Annotated in this window: 13 protein-coding genes; 7 read left to right on the top strand and 6 right to left on the bottom strand. The window is 72.9% G+C overall.

All coding sequences use genetic code 11. The annotated features are described in order from the left end of the window. The 5 genes from sufC to G8D98_RS01725 are packed head-to-tail and all read right to left on the bottom strand — an operon-like array spanning position 1 to position 4,399. A complete protein-coding gene (sufC, locus tag G8D98_RS01745) occupies positions 1-765 on the bottom strand; it encodes a Fe-S cluster assembly ATPase SufC (RefSeq protein ID WP_166098242.1) in 765 nt (254 codons plus the stop codon). A 7-nt stretch (positions 766-772) separates the two neighbouring features. Beyond that, a complete protein-coding gene (locus G8D98_RS01740) occupies positions 773-1,114 on the bottom strand; it encodes a non-heme iron oxygenase ferredoxin subunit (protein ID WP_229661702.1) in 342 nt (113 codons plus the stop codon). Beyond that, positions 1,111-2,289 carry a Fe-S cluster assembly protein SufD gene (gene sufD / locus G8D98_RS01735; protein ID WP_166098239.1) on the bottom strand — a complete coding sequence of 393 codons (1,179 nt, stop codon included), beginning with the start codon at positions 2,287-2,289 and terminating at the stop codon, positions 1,111-1,113. The genes G8D98_RS01740 and sufD overlap by 4 nt, the downstream gene beginning before the upstream one ends. Continuing rightward, positions 2,289-3,710, bottom strand: coding sequence for a Fe-S cluster assembly protein SufB (gene sufB / locus G8D98_RS01730; protein WP_166098237.1), 1,422 nt, complete (start codon positions 3,708-3,710; stop codon positions 2,289-2,291). Before sufB ends, sufD begins: the two co-directional genes overlap by 1 nt. Beyond that, positions 3,707-4,399 carry a helix-turn-helix transcriptional regulator gene (locus tag G8D98_RS01725; RefSeq protein ID WP_166098234.1) on the bottom strand — a complete coding sequence of 231 codons (693 nt, stop codon included), beginning with the start codon at positions 4,397-4,399 and terminating at the stop codon, positions 3,707-3,709. The genes sufB and G8D98_RS01725 overlap by 4 nt, the downstream gene beginning before the upstream one ends. Positions 4,400-4,501: 102 nt before the next feature. Here G8D98_RS01725 and G8D98_RS01720 point away from each other — a divergent pair, with 102 nt between their 5' ends. Genes G8D98_RS01720 through G8D98_RS01710 form a run of 3 tightly spaced genes read left to right on the top strand, consistent with a single transcriptional unit; the run spans position 4,502 to position 6,917 of the window. Beyond that, entirely contained in the window at positions 4,502-5,212 is a 711-nt protein-coding gene (locus G8D98_RS01720) for an ABC transporter ATP-binding protein (protein WP_166098231.1), read from the top strand. Continuing rightward, positions 5,209-5,952 (top strand): ABC transporter permease, encoded by a 744-nt coding sequence (locus tag G8D98_RS01715; RefSeq protein WP_166098229.1) that lies wholly within the window; start codon positions 5,209-5,211, stop codon positions 5,950-5,952. Before G8D98_RS01720 ends, G8D98_RS01715 begins: the two co-directional genes overlap by 4 nt. Positions 5,953-5,993: 41 nt before the next feature. Next, positions 5,994-6,917: a COX15/CtaA family protein gene (locus G8D98_RS01710; RefSeq protein ID WP_205859667.1), complete on the top strand. Its 924-nt coding sequence runs from the start codon at positions 5,994-5,996 to the stop codon at positions 6,915-6,917. 26 nt (positions 6,918-6,943) lie between these two features. On the opposite strand, the gene G8D98_RS01705 is transcribed toward G8D98_RS01710, so the two are convergent. Continuing rightward, positions 6,944-7,888, bottom strand: coding sequence for a heme o synthase (locus G8D98_RS01705; protein WP_373868485.1), 945 nt, complete (start codon positions 7,886-7,888; stop codon positions 6,944-6,946). 189 nt (positions 7,889-8,077) lie between these two features. Between G8D98_RS01705 and tkt the strand changes: the two genes are divergently transcribed. From tkt to zwf, 4 genes are read left to right on the top strand one after another with little or no spacing between them, the layout of a single operon-like run. Beyond that, complete coding sequence (tkt, locus tag G8D98_RS01700; RefSeq protein WP_373868486.1) at positions 8,078-10,360, top strand: transketolase; 2,283 nt, start codon at positions 8,078-8,080, stop codon at positions 10,358-10,360. 7 nt (positions 10,361-10,367) lie between these two features. Further along, positions 10,368-11,483, top strand: a complete 1,116-nt coding sequence (tal, locus tag G8D98_RS01695; protein WP_166098224.1) for a transaldolase — start codon at positions 10,368-10,370, stop codon at positions 11,481-11,483. Then, the gene (locus G8D98_RS01690) at positions 11,480-13,105 is read left to right on the top strand and encodes a glucose-6-phosphate isomerase (RefSeq protein ID WP_166098222.1); all 1,626 of its coding nucleotides are present in this window, start codon (positions 11,480-11,482) and stop codon (positions 13,103-13,105) included. Before tal ends, G8D98_RS01690 begins: the two co-directional genes overlap by 4 nt. Beyond that, complete coding sequence (gene zwf, locus G8D98_RS01685; RefSeq protein WP_166098219.1) at positions 13,102-14,646, top strand: glucose-6-phosphate dehydrogenase; 1,545 nt, start codon at positions 13,102-13,104, stop codon at positions 14,644-14,646. The genes G8D98_RS01690 and zwf overlap by 4 nt, the downstream gene beginning before the upstream one ends. Positions 14,647-14,725: the final 79 nt, after the last annotated feature.

Raw genomic sequence — 14,725 nt, 5'->3', positions numbered from 1 at the left:
TCAGGCCTCGACGTTGACCGGGTGGAAGCGGTCGTAGCCCTCGGCCTCGAGCCGCTCGGCGAGCTCGGGCCCACCCTCCTCGGCGACCCGTCCGTCGACGAAGACGTGGACGAAGTCGGGCTTCACGTAGCGCAGGATGCGGGTGTAGTGGGTGATGAGCAGGACGCCGGCACCGGTGCGCTCCTTGGCCCGGTTGACCCCCTCGGAGACGATCCGCAGGGCGTCGACGTCGAGGCCGGAGTCGGTCTCGTCGAGGATGGCCATCTTCGGCTCGAGCAGCTCCATCTGGAGGATCTCGTGGCGCTTCTTCTCGCCACCGGAGAAGCCCTCGTTGACGTTGCGGTCGGCGAAGGCGGGGTCCATCCGCAGGTGGCCCATGGCGTCCTTGACGTCCTTGACCCAGTGCCGCAGCTTGGGCGCCTCGCCGGTCACGGCGGTCTTCGCGGTGCGCAGGAAGTTCGAGACGGTGACGCCGGGGACCTCGACGGGGTACTGCATCGCGAGGAAGAGCCCGGCACGGGCGCGCTCGTCGACGCTCATCGCGAGGACGTCCTCGCCGTCGAGGGTGACCGTGCCACCGGTGACGGTGTACTTGGGGTGCCCGGCGATCGAGTAGGCCAGGGTGGACTTGCCGGAGCCGTTGGGCCCCATGATCGCGTGCGTCTCGCCGCTGGCGATGCTCAGGGTGACGCCGCGGAGGATCTCCTTGGTGCCCTGCTCGGTCTCGACGGTGACGTGGAGGTCCTTGATCTCAAGGGTGGACATGTGACGCTCAGCTCTCCTCGGAGAGGGCGACGAAGACCTCGTCGCCCTCGGTGCGGACGGTGTGGACGGCGATGGGCAGCACGGCGGGCGGGCCGGTCGGCTCCCCCGTGCGCAGGTCGAAGCGCGAGCCGTGCAGCCAGCACTCCAGGGTGCAGCCGTCGAGCTCGCCCTCCGAGAGCGAGACGTTGGCGTGGCTGCACGTGTCGTCGACGCAGTGCACCTCGCCGTCCTCGGTACGGACGATGGCCACCCGGCGGCCCTCGATCTCGGCCAGGGCGGGCCCGACCTCGGGCAGGTCGGCGAGGTGGCAGACGTGGACGAACCCCTGCTCGGTCAGCTGCTCGCTCACTCCCCACCCCCGGCGAGCTCGCGCTCGATGACGGCCATGAGGTGCTCCTGCACCTCGGGGACGCCGATCCGGGCCACGACCCCGGCGAAGAAGCCGCGCACGACCAGCCGGCGGGCCTCGTCCTCGGGGATGCCCCGGGCCTGGAGGTAGAACAGCTGCTCGTCGTCGAAGCGACCGGTGGCCGAGGCGTGCCCGGCACCCTCGATCTCGCCGGTCTCGATCTCCAGGTTGGGCACCGAGTCGGCCCGGGCGCCGTCGCTGAGGATGAGGTTGCGGTTGAGCTCGTAGGTGTCGGTGCCCTCGGCGGAGGCGCGGATGAGGACGTCGCCGACCCACACCGTGCGGGCGGTCTCGCCCTGGAGGGCGCCCTTGTACTCGACGTTGCTGCGGCAGTGCGGCGCCTCGTGGTCGACGAAGAGCCGGTGCTCCAGGTGCTGCCCGGCGTCGGCGAAGTAGACCCCGAGGCCCTCGAAGGAGCCACCGGGCCCGGTGTAGGAGGTGTTGGTGTTCAGCCGGACCACGCCGCCGCCGAGGGTCACGGCGATGTGCCGCACCGTGGCGTCGCGGCCGACGACGACGTCGTGCTGGCCGAGGTGGTGCGAGGCGTCGTCCCACTCCTGGACGGTGACGAGGGTGACGTGCGAGCCGTCGCCGGCGAGCACGGTGAGCACCTCGGAGTAGTCGGCGACCCCCGCGTGCTCGATGACGACCGTGGCCCGGGCGAACCGGCCCACCCGCACGGTGAGGTGGCCGTGGACGAGGTCCTGCTCGGTGCCGGTGAGCCGGATGCGCACCGGCTCGGCGAGCTCGGCCTCCGCCGGGACGTCGACCAGCGCCACGCCCCCGCTGTGTGCCGCGGCGGCGGCGGCCGCGCGGTCCTGGGGTGCGGGCACGCCGAGGTCGCGCCACTGCGGCACCGACAGCGTCGAGAGGGTGACGCCCTCGGGCAGGGACTCCTCCCACTGCAGGCAGGCGCCGGTGGGCTCGTCGCGGAAGAAGGCGCCGAGGCGGTCCACCGGGGTGAAGCGCCACTCCTCCTCGCGCCCGTGCGGGACCGGGAAGTCGGCGACCTCGAAGGAGGCCGTGCGCTCGGCGCGCGAGGCGTCGGGGACCATCGTCGCCCCGCTGTGGGTGTGCGCCCCCTCGGAGGGGCGCTGGGGGGTGAGCAGCGACATCAGCCGACGGCTCCTTCCATCTGCAGCTCGATGAGGCGGTTGAGCTCGAGGGCGTACTCCATCGGGAGCTCCTTGGCGATCGGCTCGACGAAGCCGCGCACGATCATCGCCATCGCCTCCTCCTCGGTCATGCCCCGGGACATCAGGTAGAACAGCTGGTCCTCGGAGACCTTCGAGACGGTCGCCTCGTGACCCATCTGGACGTCGTCCTCGCGGATGTCGACGTAGGGGTAGGTGTCCGAGCGGCTCACCTGGTCCACGAGCAGGGCGTCGCACACGACGTTGCTCTTGGAGCCGGTGGCGCCCTCCATCACCTGCACGAGGCCGCGGTAGGACGTCCGCCCGCCACCACGGGCGACGGACTTGCTGACGATCGTGCTCGAGGTGTTCGGGGCGGCGTGGACCATCTTGGAGCCGGCGTCCTGGTGCTGGCCCTCGCCGGCGAAGGCGATCGAGAGCGTCTCGCCCTTGGCGTGCTCGCCGAGGAGGAAGACCGCCGGGTACTTCATCGTCACCTTGGAGCCGATGTTGCCGTCGATCCACTCCATCGTCGCGCCCTCGGCGCACGTGGCGCGCTTGGTGACGAGGTTGTAGACGTTGTTGCTCCAGTTCTGGATCGTCGTGTACCGCACCCGGGCGTTCTTCTTCACGACGATCTCGACGACCGCCGAGTGCAGCGAGTCGGACTTGTAGATCGGGGCGGTGCAGCCCTCGACGTAGTGCACCGAGGAGCCCTCGTCGGCGATGATCAGGGTGCGCTCGAACTGGCCCATGTTCTCGGTGTTGATCCGGAAGTAGGCCTGCAGCGGGATGTCGACGTGCACGCCCGGCGGGACGTAGATGAACGACCCGCCCGACCAGACGGCCGTGTTGAGCGAGGCGAACTTGTTGTCCCCGACCGGGATGACGCTGCCGAAGTACTCCCGGAAGAGGTCCTCGTGCTCGCGCAGTCCACTGTCGGTGTCGACGAAGACGACACCCTTCTCCTCGAGGTCCTCGCGGATCTGGTGGTAGACGACCTCGGACTCGTACTGGGCGGCGACGCCGGCGATGAGGCGCTGCTTCTCGGCCTCGGGGATGCCGAGCTTGTCGTAGGTGCGCTTGATGTCCTCGGGCAGCTCCTCCCAGGTGGTCGCCTGCTTCTCGGTGGAGCGCACGAAGTACTTGATGTTCTGGAAGTCGATACCGGTCAGGTCGCTGCCCCAGCTCGGCATCGGCTTCTTGTCGAACAGCCGCAGGGCCTTCAGGCGCAGGTCCTCCATCCACTGCGGCTCGCTCTTCAGCCGCGAGATGTCGCGGACGACCTCCTCGGACAGCCCGCGGCGCGCGGAGGCGCCGGCGACGTCGCTGTCGGCCCAGCCGTACTCGTAGCGGCCGAGGTCCTTCAGGCCCGGGTTGAGCTCTTCGATGTGGCTCGTCATCGCGATGGCCTCTCGGTTGGGGTCGGGACGAACGTGGTGCAGACGTGGTCGCCGTGGGCGAGGGTCGCCAGGCGCTGGACGTGGACGCCGAGGACCCGGGAGAAGGCCTCGGTCTCGGCCTCGCACAGCTCGGGGAACTGCGCCGCCACGTGCTGGACCGGGCAGTGCCCCTGGCAGAGCTGCACCCCGGTCAGCGCCGCAGGGCCCTCCGGTGTTCCCACCGGGCGCGCCGAGGCGGAGTAGCCCTCGGCGTTGAGGGCCTCGACGAGCGCGCCGGCGCGGGCGGAGGCGTCCTGGGGTGCGGCGTCCAGCGCCCGGGCGATGCGCGCCTCGAGCCGGGCGACCCGCTCCTCGGCGAAGGCCTGGACGGCCCGCTCGCCCCCGGTGCGGCGCAGGAAGCCGAGCGCCTCCCCGGCGAGGTCGTCGTAGTCGGAGGCCAGGGCCCGGTGGCCGGCGTCGGTGAGCACCCACGCCTTGGCCGGGCGGCCCCGGCGGCGGGGCCCCGCGGCGTCCCGTGAGGCCACGAGCCCGGCGGCGTGCAGCCGCTCGACGTGCCGGCGCACCGCGGTCTCGGTGAGACCGACGCGCTCGACGAGGGTGGTGACGCTCACCGGCCCCTCCTGGCTCACGACACGCAGGAGCCGGTCGCGGGTACGCGACTCCTCCGCCCGGGCCTCGGCATTAACCACACATCCATGTTAGGAAATTGCGCCGGCCGCTCCAAGGCAGGGTCACCTAACCCGTGCAGGCCCCCGCCGGCGGGCACGGGAGCGCGGCCTAGGATGCCCGGCATGGCGCCCGCGGTCCTCGTCGAGAACCTGCGGCGTGCGTTCGGGGCCACCCGGGCCGTCGACGGTGCGACGTGGTCCGCCGAGGCCGGCCGGGTGCTGGCCCTCCTCGGGCCCAACGGCGCCGGCAAGACGACGACGGTCGAGTGCCTCGAGGGGCTGCAACGGCCCGACTCCGGCGAGGTGCGCGTCCTCGGCCGCGACCCCTGGCAGGCGCCGGCGGCCCACCGGGCGGCCGTGGGGGTCATGCTCCAGGACGGCGGGCTGCCGACGACGACGCGGCCGCTGCCCCTGCTGCACCACTTCGCGGCGCTCTACGCCGACCCGTGGCCGGTGGCCGACCTCGCGGGACGGCTCGGCATCGACCGGTTCGCCCGCACGACGGTGCGCCGGATGTCCGGCGGCGAGCGCCAGCGGGTGTCCCTCGCGGCCGCGCTCGTCGGCCGGCCGGAGGTGCTCTTCCTCGACGAGCCCACCGCCGGGCTGGACCCGCACGGCCGCCTCGAGGTCTGGGAACTCGTGCGGGCCGAGGCCGGGCGGGGGGCGGCGGTCGTCGTGACCACCCACTCCTTCGAGGAGGCCGAGCGGCTCGCCGACGACGTCGTCGTCATGTCCGACGGCCGGGTCGCCGCCGCCGGGCCCCTGCCCGAGGTGCGTGGGGAGCGCGCCCTCGAGGAGGTCTACTTCGAGCTCACCCGACGGGGTGCCGCGTGAGCGCCCCGACGCCCGCTGGCGACCGGGTCGCGGCCCAGGCACGCTTCGAGGCGCGGACCCTGCTCGCCAACGGCGAGCAGCTGCTCGTGTCGGTCCTGCTGCCCGCCATCGCGCTCACGGGCCTCGCGCTGTCCTCCGTGCCCGACCTCGGTCCCGGGCGGCGCGCCGACCTCGCCGCGGCCGGCGCGCTGGCCCTGGCGGTGCTCTCGACGGCCTTCACCGGCCAGGCCATCGCGACCGGCTTCGACCGGCGCTCGGGCGTGCTGCGGCTGCTCGGCACGAGCCCCCTGGGGCGCGGCGGTCTCCTTCTCGGGAAGGTGCTCGCGGTGCTCACCGTGCTCGCGGTGCAGGTCCTCGTCCTCGGCACCCTCGGCCTCGCGCTGGGATGGCGCCCGCCCGCGTCCGGGATCCTGCCCGGGGTCCTCTCGCTCCTGCTCGGGACGGCCGTCTACGTCGCCCTCGCCCTCCTGCTCGCGGGGACGGTGCGGGCCGAGGCGGTCCTCGCCCTGGCCAACCTCGGCTGGGTCCTGCTCCTGGCCCTCGGGACGCTCGTGCCGACGAGCGTGCTGCCCGCGCCGCTCGTCGGGGTTGCCCGGGCACTGCCCTCGGGCGCTCTCGGTGACGCCGCTCGTGCCGCGTTCGTCGACGGGCTCTGGCCGTGGGGCCAGTGGGCGGTGCTCGCGGCCTGGGCGCTGCTCGCCGGGCTCGCCGCCTCCCGGTGGTTCCGCTGGTCCGGCTGACGGCCACGAGAGGGCTGCGCCGCGGGTCGTAGCATCGGGGCGTGAGCAGGCTGCCGCTGGTCCCCGACTCCGTCTCGACGCCAGCCGTACGGGGGTGGGCCTGGGCGAGCCTCGTCGCGAACACCGTGATCATCGTGACCGGTGGCCTGGTCCGGCTCACCGGCTCGGGTCTGGGCTGCCCGACCTGGCCGCGCTGCACCGACGAGTCCTTCGTCCCGCACCGCGCGCTCGGCGCCCACGGCGTCATCGAGTTCGGCAACCGGCTGCTCACCTACGTCCTCGTCGCCGTCGCCCTCGGCACCCTGGTCGCCGTCTGGCGGTGGAGCCGCACGAGCACCTCGCTGCGCTGGCACGCCGTCGCGCTCGCGCTCGGCATCCCCCTCCAGGGGGTCGTCGGGGGGATCACCGTGCTCACCGACCTCAACCCCTGGCTCGTCGCGGTCCACCTGCTCCTCTCGATGGTCCTCGTCGCCCTGGCCACCTGGCTCGTCCTACGGGTGCACGACGCCCTCGGAGCGCCCGCCGCGCCGAGGCTGCGCGCCCTCACCCTCGTCGTCCAGGGGCTGGTGTGGGTGGCGGTCTACCTCGGGACCGTCGTCACGGGCAGCGGGCCGCACGCCGGTGACGCCGACGTACCCCGCAACGGGCTGGACCCGCAGACCTGGAGCCACGTCCACGCGGGCGCGGTCTACCTCCTCCTCGCCGTCACGCTGGTCACCTGGTGGGTCGCCCGCTCCGGCGCCCTGCGTGGCCCCATGACGCTCGTCCTCGTCGTCGAACTCGCCCAGGGGGCCGTCGGCGTCGTGCAGTACGCGACCGGTCTGCCGCTCCCCCTCGTCGCGCTCCACCTCGTCGGCGCGGCGGTGCTCGTGGCGGCCTCGACCCGGGTCCTGCTCCTCGCCCGCGGCGTCACGCTCCGGCCCGTGGCCGGGCACGTCCGTAGCGCCGAGTCCGTCGCCGGCTGAGCCCCGGCCCACATCCACCTGCGTGCTCAGCCCACCGGCAGGTGCAGCAGCGGGTCGAGGGCGACGGCGAGGAAGAGCACGGTCACGTACGTGATCGAGTAGTGGAACAGGCGCATCGGGCGCAGCCGCAGCCCGTTCGCGCCGCGCCGGGCCGCCGCGAGGAGACGGTGGGCCTCGACGACGAACACGGCGCCGGAGGCGACCGCCACGACGAGGTAGAGCCAGCCCATCGCCGCCACCGGCACGAGGGCCAGCGAGGTCGCGACCATGACCCACGAGTACACGACGACCTGCCGGCCCACCGCGACCGGCCCGCGCTCGACGGGCAGCATCGGGACCTCGGCCGAGGCGTAGTCCTCGCGGAAGGCCATCGACAGCGGCCAGTAGTGCGGCGGCGTCCAGAAGAAGATCACGAGGAAGAGCACGAGGGCGGGCCAGCCGACGGTGCCGGTGACCGCGGACCAGCCGATGAGGGTCGGCATGCACCCGGCGACACCGCCCCAGACGATGTTCTGCGAGGTGCGGCGCTTCAGCAGCATCGTGTAGCCGACCGCGTACAGCGCGACGGCGAGGAGCGAGAGCGCCGCGGAGAGCACGTTGACCACGAGGGCGAACCACACGGTCGAGGCGACGGTGAGGACCCCGCCGAAGACGAGCGCCTCGCGCACCGTCACCTCGCCGGTGACCATGGGCCGGCTGCTCGTGCGGTGCATGAGCCGGTCGATGTCGCGGTCGTAGACCGAGTTGAACGTGTTGGCCGCGCCCGCGCTGAGGATCCCCCCGAGGAGGGTGGCGAGGACGAGCCACAGCGAGGGGACGCCGCGCGCCGCGAGGAACATCACCGGGACCGTCGTCACGAGGAGCAGCTCGATGATCCGCGGCTTGGTCAGCGCCACGAAGGCCGCGACCCGGCGCCGCCCGCCGCGCACGGCGGCAGGCACCGAGGCGGTCTGCAGGGGGGTGGAGGCCACGTCGTCCTTCGGGTGTCGGCCGGGAGTGGGGCACCGCGAGTGTATCCGTCGGCTCGGCGGGCACCCGACCCGACCGCCCGTCCCGACCAGGCGTGACATCGGACTAGGGTGGGTAGGAGTTGCGTCACACGGCGCCCTCACCGCCGGTGGCGACGTCGATCCGATGTCCCCGCGAGAGAGGTACCCCCGTTGCCGACCACCACCCGTCCCCGCACCTCCGTGCTCGCCGACCGCTCCCCGGAACTCTCCCGGCCCGTGGCCAAGAAGGCGAAGTGGAGCGACCTCGACGTCCGGGCCGTCGACACCGTCCGCGTGCTCGCCGCCGACGCGGTGCAGCGCAAGGGCAACGGCCACCCCGGCACGGCGATGAGCCTCGCCCCCGTGGCCTACCTGCTCTACCAGCAGGTGATGCGCCACGACCCTGCCGACCCGACGTGGCTCGGCCGTGACCGCTTCGTCCTCTCCTGCGGCCACTCCTCGCTCACCCAGTACATCCAGCTCTACCTCTCCGGGTACGGGCTGGACCTGAAGGACCTCAAGGCCCTGCGCACGTGGGGGTCGCTCACGCCGGGCCACCCCGAGGTGCACCACACCGACGGGGTCGAGATCACGACCGGGCCGCTGGGCTCCGGCCTGGCCTCGGCCGTCGGGATGGCCCTGGCCCAGCGCCGCCAGCGCGGCATGCTCGACCCGGACGCCAAGGCGGGGACGAGCCCGTTCGACCACCACGTCTGGGTGCTCGCCTCCGACGGCGACCTCATGGAGGGCGTGGCCTCCGAGGCCTGCTCGTTCGCCGGCCACCAGGAGCTCGGCAACCTCACCGTCGTCTACGACGCCAACCAGATCTCCATCGAGGACGACACGGACATCTCCTTCAGCGAGGACGTCGCCCAGCGCTTCGAGGCCTACGGCTGGGACGTCGTCGACGTCGACTGGCGCCAGTCCAGCGACCCGGCCGGCACCCCGGAGTACACCGAGGACGTCGACGCCCTGCTCACCGCCCTCGAGAAGAGCCGCCGCCCCGGCAAGCGCCCGACCCTCGTGCGCCTGCACACCGTCATCGCCTGGCCGGCCCCGTCGGCGCGGGGCACGGGCAAGGCCCACGGCTCGGCCCTGGGCGCCGACGAGGTCGCCGCCACCAAGGAGCTGCTCGGCTTCGACCCGGGGAAGTCCTTCCAGGTCGAGCGCGAGGTGCTCGCCCACACCCGAGAGGTCAAGAAGCGGGGCCGGGCGGCCCACCGCGAGTGGGACAAGGGCTTCCGGGCGTGGCGCAAGGGCCACCCCGAGAGCGCCGCCCTGCTCGACCGGCTCGTCGCCGGCGAGCTGCCGCAGGGCTTCGAGAAGGCCCTGCCGGTGTTCGAGCCCGACGAGAAGGGCGTCGCCAGCCGGGCCGCCTCCGGGACGGTGCTCAGTGCCCTCGGCGAGGTCCTCCCCGAGCTGTGGGGTGGCTCCGCCGACCTGGCCGAGTCCAACAACACGACGATGGCCGGTCAGCCCTCGGTCATCCCGACGGGCAAGCAGACCGCCCAGTGGAAGGGCAGCCCCTACGGCCGCACGCTCCACTTCGGCATCCGGGAGAACGCGATGGGGATGATCCTCAACGGGATCGCCCTCGAGGGGCTCACCCGCCCGTACGGGGGCACCTTCCTCGTCTTCTCCGACTACATGCGCCCCGCGGTCCGCCTCTGCGCCATCCAGCAGATCCCGGTCACCTTCGTCTGGACGCACGACTCCATCGGGCTGGGCGAGGACGGCCCGACCCACCAGCCGATCGAGCACCTCGCGGCCCTGCGGGCCATCCCCCAGCTCGACGTCGTCCGCCCGGCCGACGCCAACGAGACCGCCGAGGCCTGGGCCGAAATCCTCCGCCGGCGGCGCCCGGCCGGTCTCGCACTCTCCCGCCAGGCCCTGCCGACCGTCGACCGCTCCACACATGCCAAGGCCAGCGGCGTCCGCAAGGGGGCCTACGTCCTCGTCGACGGTGGCCCGAACGGTGACGAGGCGCCCGAGGTGGTCATCGTCGCCACCGGGTCCGAGGTGAGCGTCGCGCTGGCCGCCCGACAGCGCCTCGAGCGGTCCGGCACCCGCACCCGTGTGGTCTCCATGCCGTGCCGGGAATGGTTCGAGGAGCAGACGCGCTCCTACCAGAACAAGGTCCTTCCCCCCGAGGTCAAGGCCCGCGTCAGCGTCGAGGCGGGTGTCGCCATGGGGTGGCACGACCTCGTCGGGGACGCCGGCCGGTGCGTGAGCATCGAGCACTTCGGGGCCTCCGCCGACGGGGCCCGGCTCTTCGAGGAGTTCGGGTTCACCCCGGAGGCGGTCGCCAAGGCCGCGAAGGACTCCCTCAAGGCCGCCCGCGCGGCCGACGGGGTCCCCGCGGTCACCGACACCGCCCCCCGGGCGAAGTCCTCGCGCGCCAAGGGCGATCAGACGACGCCGAGCCGCAAGAGTGCGCGCTCGGCGAGGAAGTGAGACACGCATGAGCACACCCAAGCCCCTCCAGGACCTCGCCGCGCAGGGGGTCTCCGTCTGGCTCGACGACCTCTCCCGGCAGCGCATCGCCTCCGGAAACCTCCAGGAGCTCATCGACACCCGCGGCGTCGTCGGCGTGACGACCAACCCGTCGATCTTCCAGAAGGCACTCTCCGAGGGCAACGCCTACGACGACCAGGTCGACGACCTGGCCGCCGCCGGCGCGAGCGTCGACGAGGCGGTCTTCGCCCTGACGACCACCGACGTCCACGACGCGTGTGACGTCATGAAGCCGGTCTTCGAGCGCACCGACGGTGAGGACGGGCGCGTCTCGATCGAGGTCGACCCGCGGGCCGCGCACGACACCGCCACGACGGTCGAGGAGGCCAAGGCGCTCGCCGCCGAGGTCGGCCAGCCGAACGTCTTCATCAAGATCCCCGCCACGCTGGAGGGTCTCCCCGCGATCTCCCAGGTGCTCGCCGAAGGCATCTCGGTCAACGTCACGCTGATCTTCAGCCTCGACCGCTACCGCGCCGTGATGAACGCCTTCCTCACCGGCCTGGAGCAGGCCCGCGAGCACGGCAAGGACCTCTCGAGCATCCGCTCGGTGGCCTCCTTCTTCGTCTCCCGGGTGGACTCCGAGGTCGACGGTCGACTCGACGAGATCGGCTCCGAGGAGGCCCGGGCCGTGCGCGGCAAGGCCGGCATCGCCAACGCGCGGCTGGCCTACCAGGCCTACGAGGAGGTCTTCGCCACCCCACGCTGGGCCTCCCTCGAGGCAGCAGGCGCCCACCCGCAGCGGCCGCTGTGGGCCTCCACCGGGGTCAAGGACGAGGCCTACCCCGACACGATGTACGTCACCGAGCTCGTCGCGCCGGGCACCGTCAACACGATGCCCGAGGCCACGCTCGAGGCGACGGCCGACCACGGCGAGATCACCGGCGACACCGTCACCGGGGGCTACGCCGAGGCTGCCGAGGTTCTCGACACCCTGGAGCGGCTGGGCATCAGCTACTCCGAGGTCGTCGACCAGCTCGAGCGCGAGGGCGTCGAGAAGTTCGAGAAGTCCTGGGGCGAGCTGCTCGACCGCGTCTCCCGGGAGCTGGAGAAGGCGACCGCGTGAGCGCCCTGGACGTCTCGGCCACCGGGGCGGCCGCCGACGCGGTCGCCGCGCACGTCCCCGACCTGGTCGCCCAGCGGTTCGCCAGCCGGCTGTTCGCCCAGGACCACACCCTGTGGGGAGAGCAGGCCCAGGACGAGGCCGCCAAGCGGCTGTCCTGGACCGGTCTCCCGCGCTCCTCGCGTCCGCTCGTCGGTGAGCTGGCCGCCCTGCGCGCCGAGCTCGAGGAGGTCGGCTACGACCGGGTCGTCCTCTGCGGGATGGGCGGGTCGTCGTTGGCCCCCGAGGTCATCTGCGCGACCGCCGGGGTGCCCATCGTCGTGCTCGACTCCAGCGACCCCGACGTCGTCCGGGGTGCGCTCACCGAGCTCGAGCGGACCGTCGTCGTCGTCTCGAGCAAGTCCGGCTCCACCGTCGAGACCGACAGCCAGCGGCGCGCCTTCGAGGCGGCCTTCCGCGACGCCGGGCTGGACCCCACGGCACGGATGGTCGTCGTCACCGACCCCGGCAGCCCGCTGGAGGCGCAGTCGCGCGAGGCGGGCTACCGGGTGGTCACCGCCGACCCCGGGGTCGGCGGACGCTACTCGGCCCTGACGGCCTTCGGTCTCGTGCCGAGCGCCCTCGCAGGTGCCGACGTCGAGGCGCTGCTCGACGACGCCGAGGCGGTGGCCGACGTCCTCGCCGCCGACGACGAGGGCAACCCCGCCCTGCGCCTCGGTGCGGCGATGGCCGGCACCGAGCCCCTGCGCGACAAGCTCGTCCTCGTCGACGCCGGTACCGAGAACGCCGGCTTCCCCGCCTGGGCCGAGCAGCTCATCGCGGAGTCCAGCGGCAAGGACGGCACCGGCATCCTCCCGGTCGTCGCGGTCGGCCCGGCACCGGGCACGCTCTACCCGGACGGCACGCTCGTGCGCCTCGTGCCGACCGACGACGAGGACCAGGACGCCGCCGCGGGCGCCAGCGGCTCGGTCCTCACCGTCGCCGGCCCGCTCGGTGCCCAGTTCCTCCTGTGGGAGGCCGCCACCGCGGTGGCCGGCTCCCTCCTCGGCATCAACCCCTTCGACCAGCCCGACGTCGAGAGCGCCAAGGCGGCGGCCCGCGACCTGCTCGAGCAGGGCATCGGCACCGGCCAGCCCCCGGCGTTCACCGACGGTGCCGTGCAGGTGCGTGCCCTCGGCGGCGAGTGGCTCGGCGACGCCTCGACCCTCGAGGCCGCCGTCGACGCCCTGCTGGGCCGTCTCGACCCCGATCACGGGTACGTCGCGGTGATGGCCTACCTCGACCGCGAGGCCGACGCCGACCTCGAGCACGTCGCCCGCGACCTGTTCGAGCGCACCGGGCGGCCGGCCACGTTCGGCTGGGGACCGCGCTTCCTGCACTCCACCGGCCAGTACCACAAGGGCGGGCCGGCGACCGGCGTCTACGTCCAGGTGACGACCACGCCGGCGCAGGACCTCGCGGTGCCCGGGCGCGACTTCACCTTCGGGCAGTTCATCGCCGCCCAGGCCGCCGGCGACGCCCAGGTGCTCGCCGAGCACGGCCGGCCGGTCCTGCGGCTGCACCTGAGCGAGCACGACGCCGGCCTGGCCCGGGTGCGGGCAGCCCTCGGGCAGGGTGGGGCATGAGCCCACGCCGCATCACCGCCGACGCGAACCCCCTGCGGGACCCGCGCGACAAGCGCCTCCCCCGGATCGCCGGACCGTGCTCGATGGTCATGTTCGGGGTCACCGGCGACCTCGCCCGCCGCAAGCTCATGCCCGCGATCTACGACCTGGCCAACCGGGGCCTGCTGCCGCCGGGGTTCTCCCTCGTCGGGTTCGCCCGCCGCGACTGGGCCGACCAGGACTTCGGGAAGATCGTCTACGAGGCGGTCAAGGAGCACGCGCGCACCCCGTTCCGTGAGGAGGTCTGGCGCAGCCTGTCCGAGGGCATCCGCTTCGTGCCGGGCAGCTTCGACGACGACGCCGCCTTCGACCTGCTCGCGGCGACCGTGGCCGAGCTCGACGAGCAGCGCGGCACCGGGGGCAACCACGCCTTCTACCTGTCCATCCCCCCCGGCTCGTTCGCCACGGTCTGCCAGCAGCTCGAGCGCTGCGGCCTCTCCTCCCCCGCGCACGGCGCCTGGCGGCGGGTCGTCATCGAGAAGCCCTTCGGGCACGACCTGGAGTCCGCCCGCGAGCTCAACGCCATCGTCGAGAACGTCTTCCCCGCCGACAGCGTCTTCCGGATCGACCACTACCTCGGCAAGGAGACCGTGCAGAACCTCCTGGCCCTGCGGTTCGCCAACACGATGTTCGAGCCGGTGTGGAACAACCGCTACGTCGACCACGTCCAGATCACCATGGCCGAGGACATCGGCATCGGCGGCCGGGCCGGCTACTACGACGGCATCGGCGCCGCCCGGGACGTCATCCAGAACCACCTCCTGCAGCTGCTGGCGCTCACGGCGATGGAGGAGCCGGTCTCCTTCGACGCCCACAACGTGCGGCTCGAGAAGGAGAAGGTGCTCTCGGCCGTCCAGCTGCCCCACGACCTGGCCACCGGGACCGCCCGCGGCCAGTACTCGGCCGGCTGGCAGGGCGGGGAGCGGGTCGTCGGCTACCTCGAGGAGGACGGTGTCGCGGCCGACTCCCGGACCGAGACCTACGCGGCGCTGCGGCTCGACGTCGACAGCCGCCGCTGGGCCGGGGTGCCGTTCTACCTGCGCACCGGCAAGCGCCTCGGCAAGCGGGTCACCGAGATCGCCGTGGTCTTCACCCGCGCACCGCACCTGCCCTTCGCCGACACGGCGACCGAGGAGCTCGGGCAGAACGCCGTCGTCATCCGGGTCCAGCCCGACGAGGGCGTGACCCTGCGCTTCGGGGCCAAGGTGCCCGGAGCCCAGATGGAGGTCCGGGACGTCAGCATGGACTTCGGCTACGGGCGCTCCTTCACCGAGTCCTCGCCCGAGGCCTACGAGCGGCTCATCCTCGACGTGCTCCTCGGCGAGCCCCCGCTCTTCCCACGGCACGAGGAGGTCGAGCAGTCCTGGCGCATCCTCGACCCCATCGAGAAGTACTGGGCGAGCAAGGGCCGCACCCCGGACCAGTACGTCGCGGGCGGATGGGGGCCGGCCTCGGCCGACGACCTCATGCACCGCGACGGACGCGAGTGGAGGCTGCCGTGACCACCATCCCGACAGGTTCGCCCACGCGGAGCGTGGGACCCGCGCTGACCCGCCGCTCCGATACCGATGGGGGACCCCG

It is taken from the genome of Phycicoccus endophyticus (assembly GCF_011326735.1).
GTDB lineage: Bacteria > Actinomycetota > Actinomycetes > Actinomycetales > Dermatophilaceae > Phycicoccus > Phycicoccus endophyticus.
The sequence above is the reverse complement of the archived record's forward strand: the minus strand, read 5'-3'. Positions and strand labels throughout refer to the sequence as shown.

Bases quoted from the DNA above. Each gene is read 5' to 3' on its own strand.
- sufC (WP_166098242.1), bottom strand. From the start codon at position 765: ATGTCCACCCTTGAGATCAAGGACCTCCACGTCACCGTCGAGACCGAG.
- sufD (WP_166098239.1), bottom strand. From the start codon at position 2,289: ATGTCGCTGCTCACCCCCCAGCGCCCCTCCGAGGGGGCGCACACCCAC.
- sufB (WP_166098237.1), bottom strand. From the start codon at position 3,710: ATGACGAGCCACATCGAAGAGCTCAACCCGGGCCTGAAGGACCTCGGC.
- G8D98_RS01720 (WP_166098231.1), top strand. From the start codon at position 4,502: ATGGCGCCCGCGGTCCTCGTCGAGAACCTGCGGCGTGCGTTCGGGGCC.
- tal (WP_166098224.1), top strand. From the start codon at position 10,368: ATGAGCACACCCAAGCCCCTCCAGGACCTCGCCGCGCAGGGGGTCTCC.
- zwf (WP_166098219.1), top strand. From the start codon at position 13,102: ATGAGCCCACGCCGCATCACCGCCGACGCGAACCCCCTGCGGGACCCG.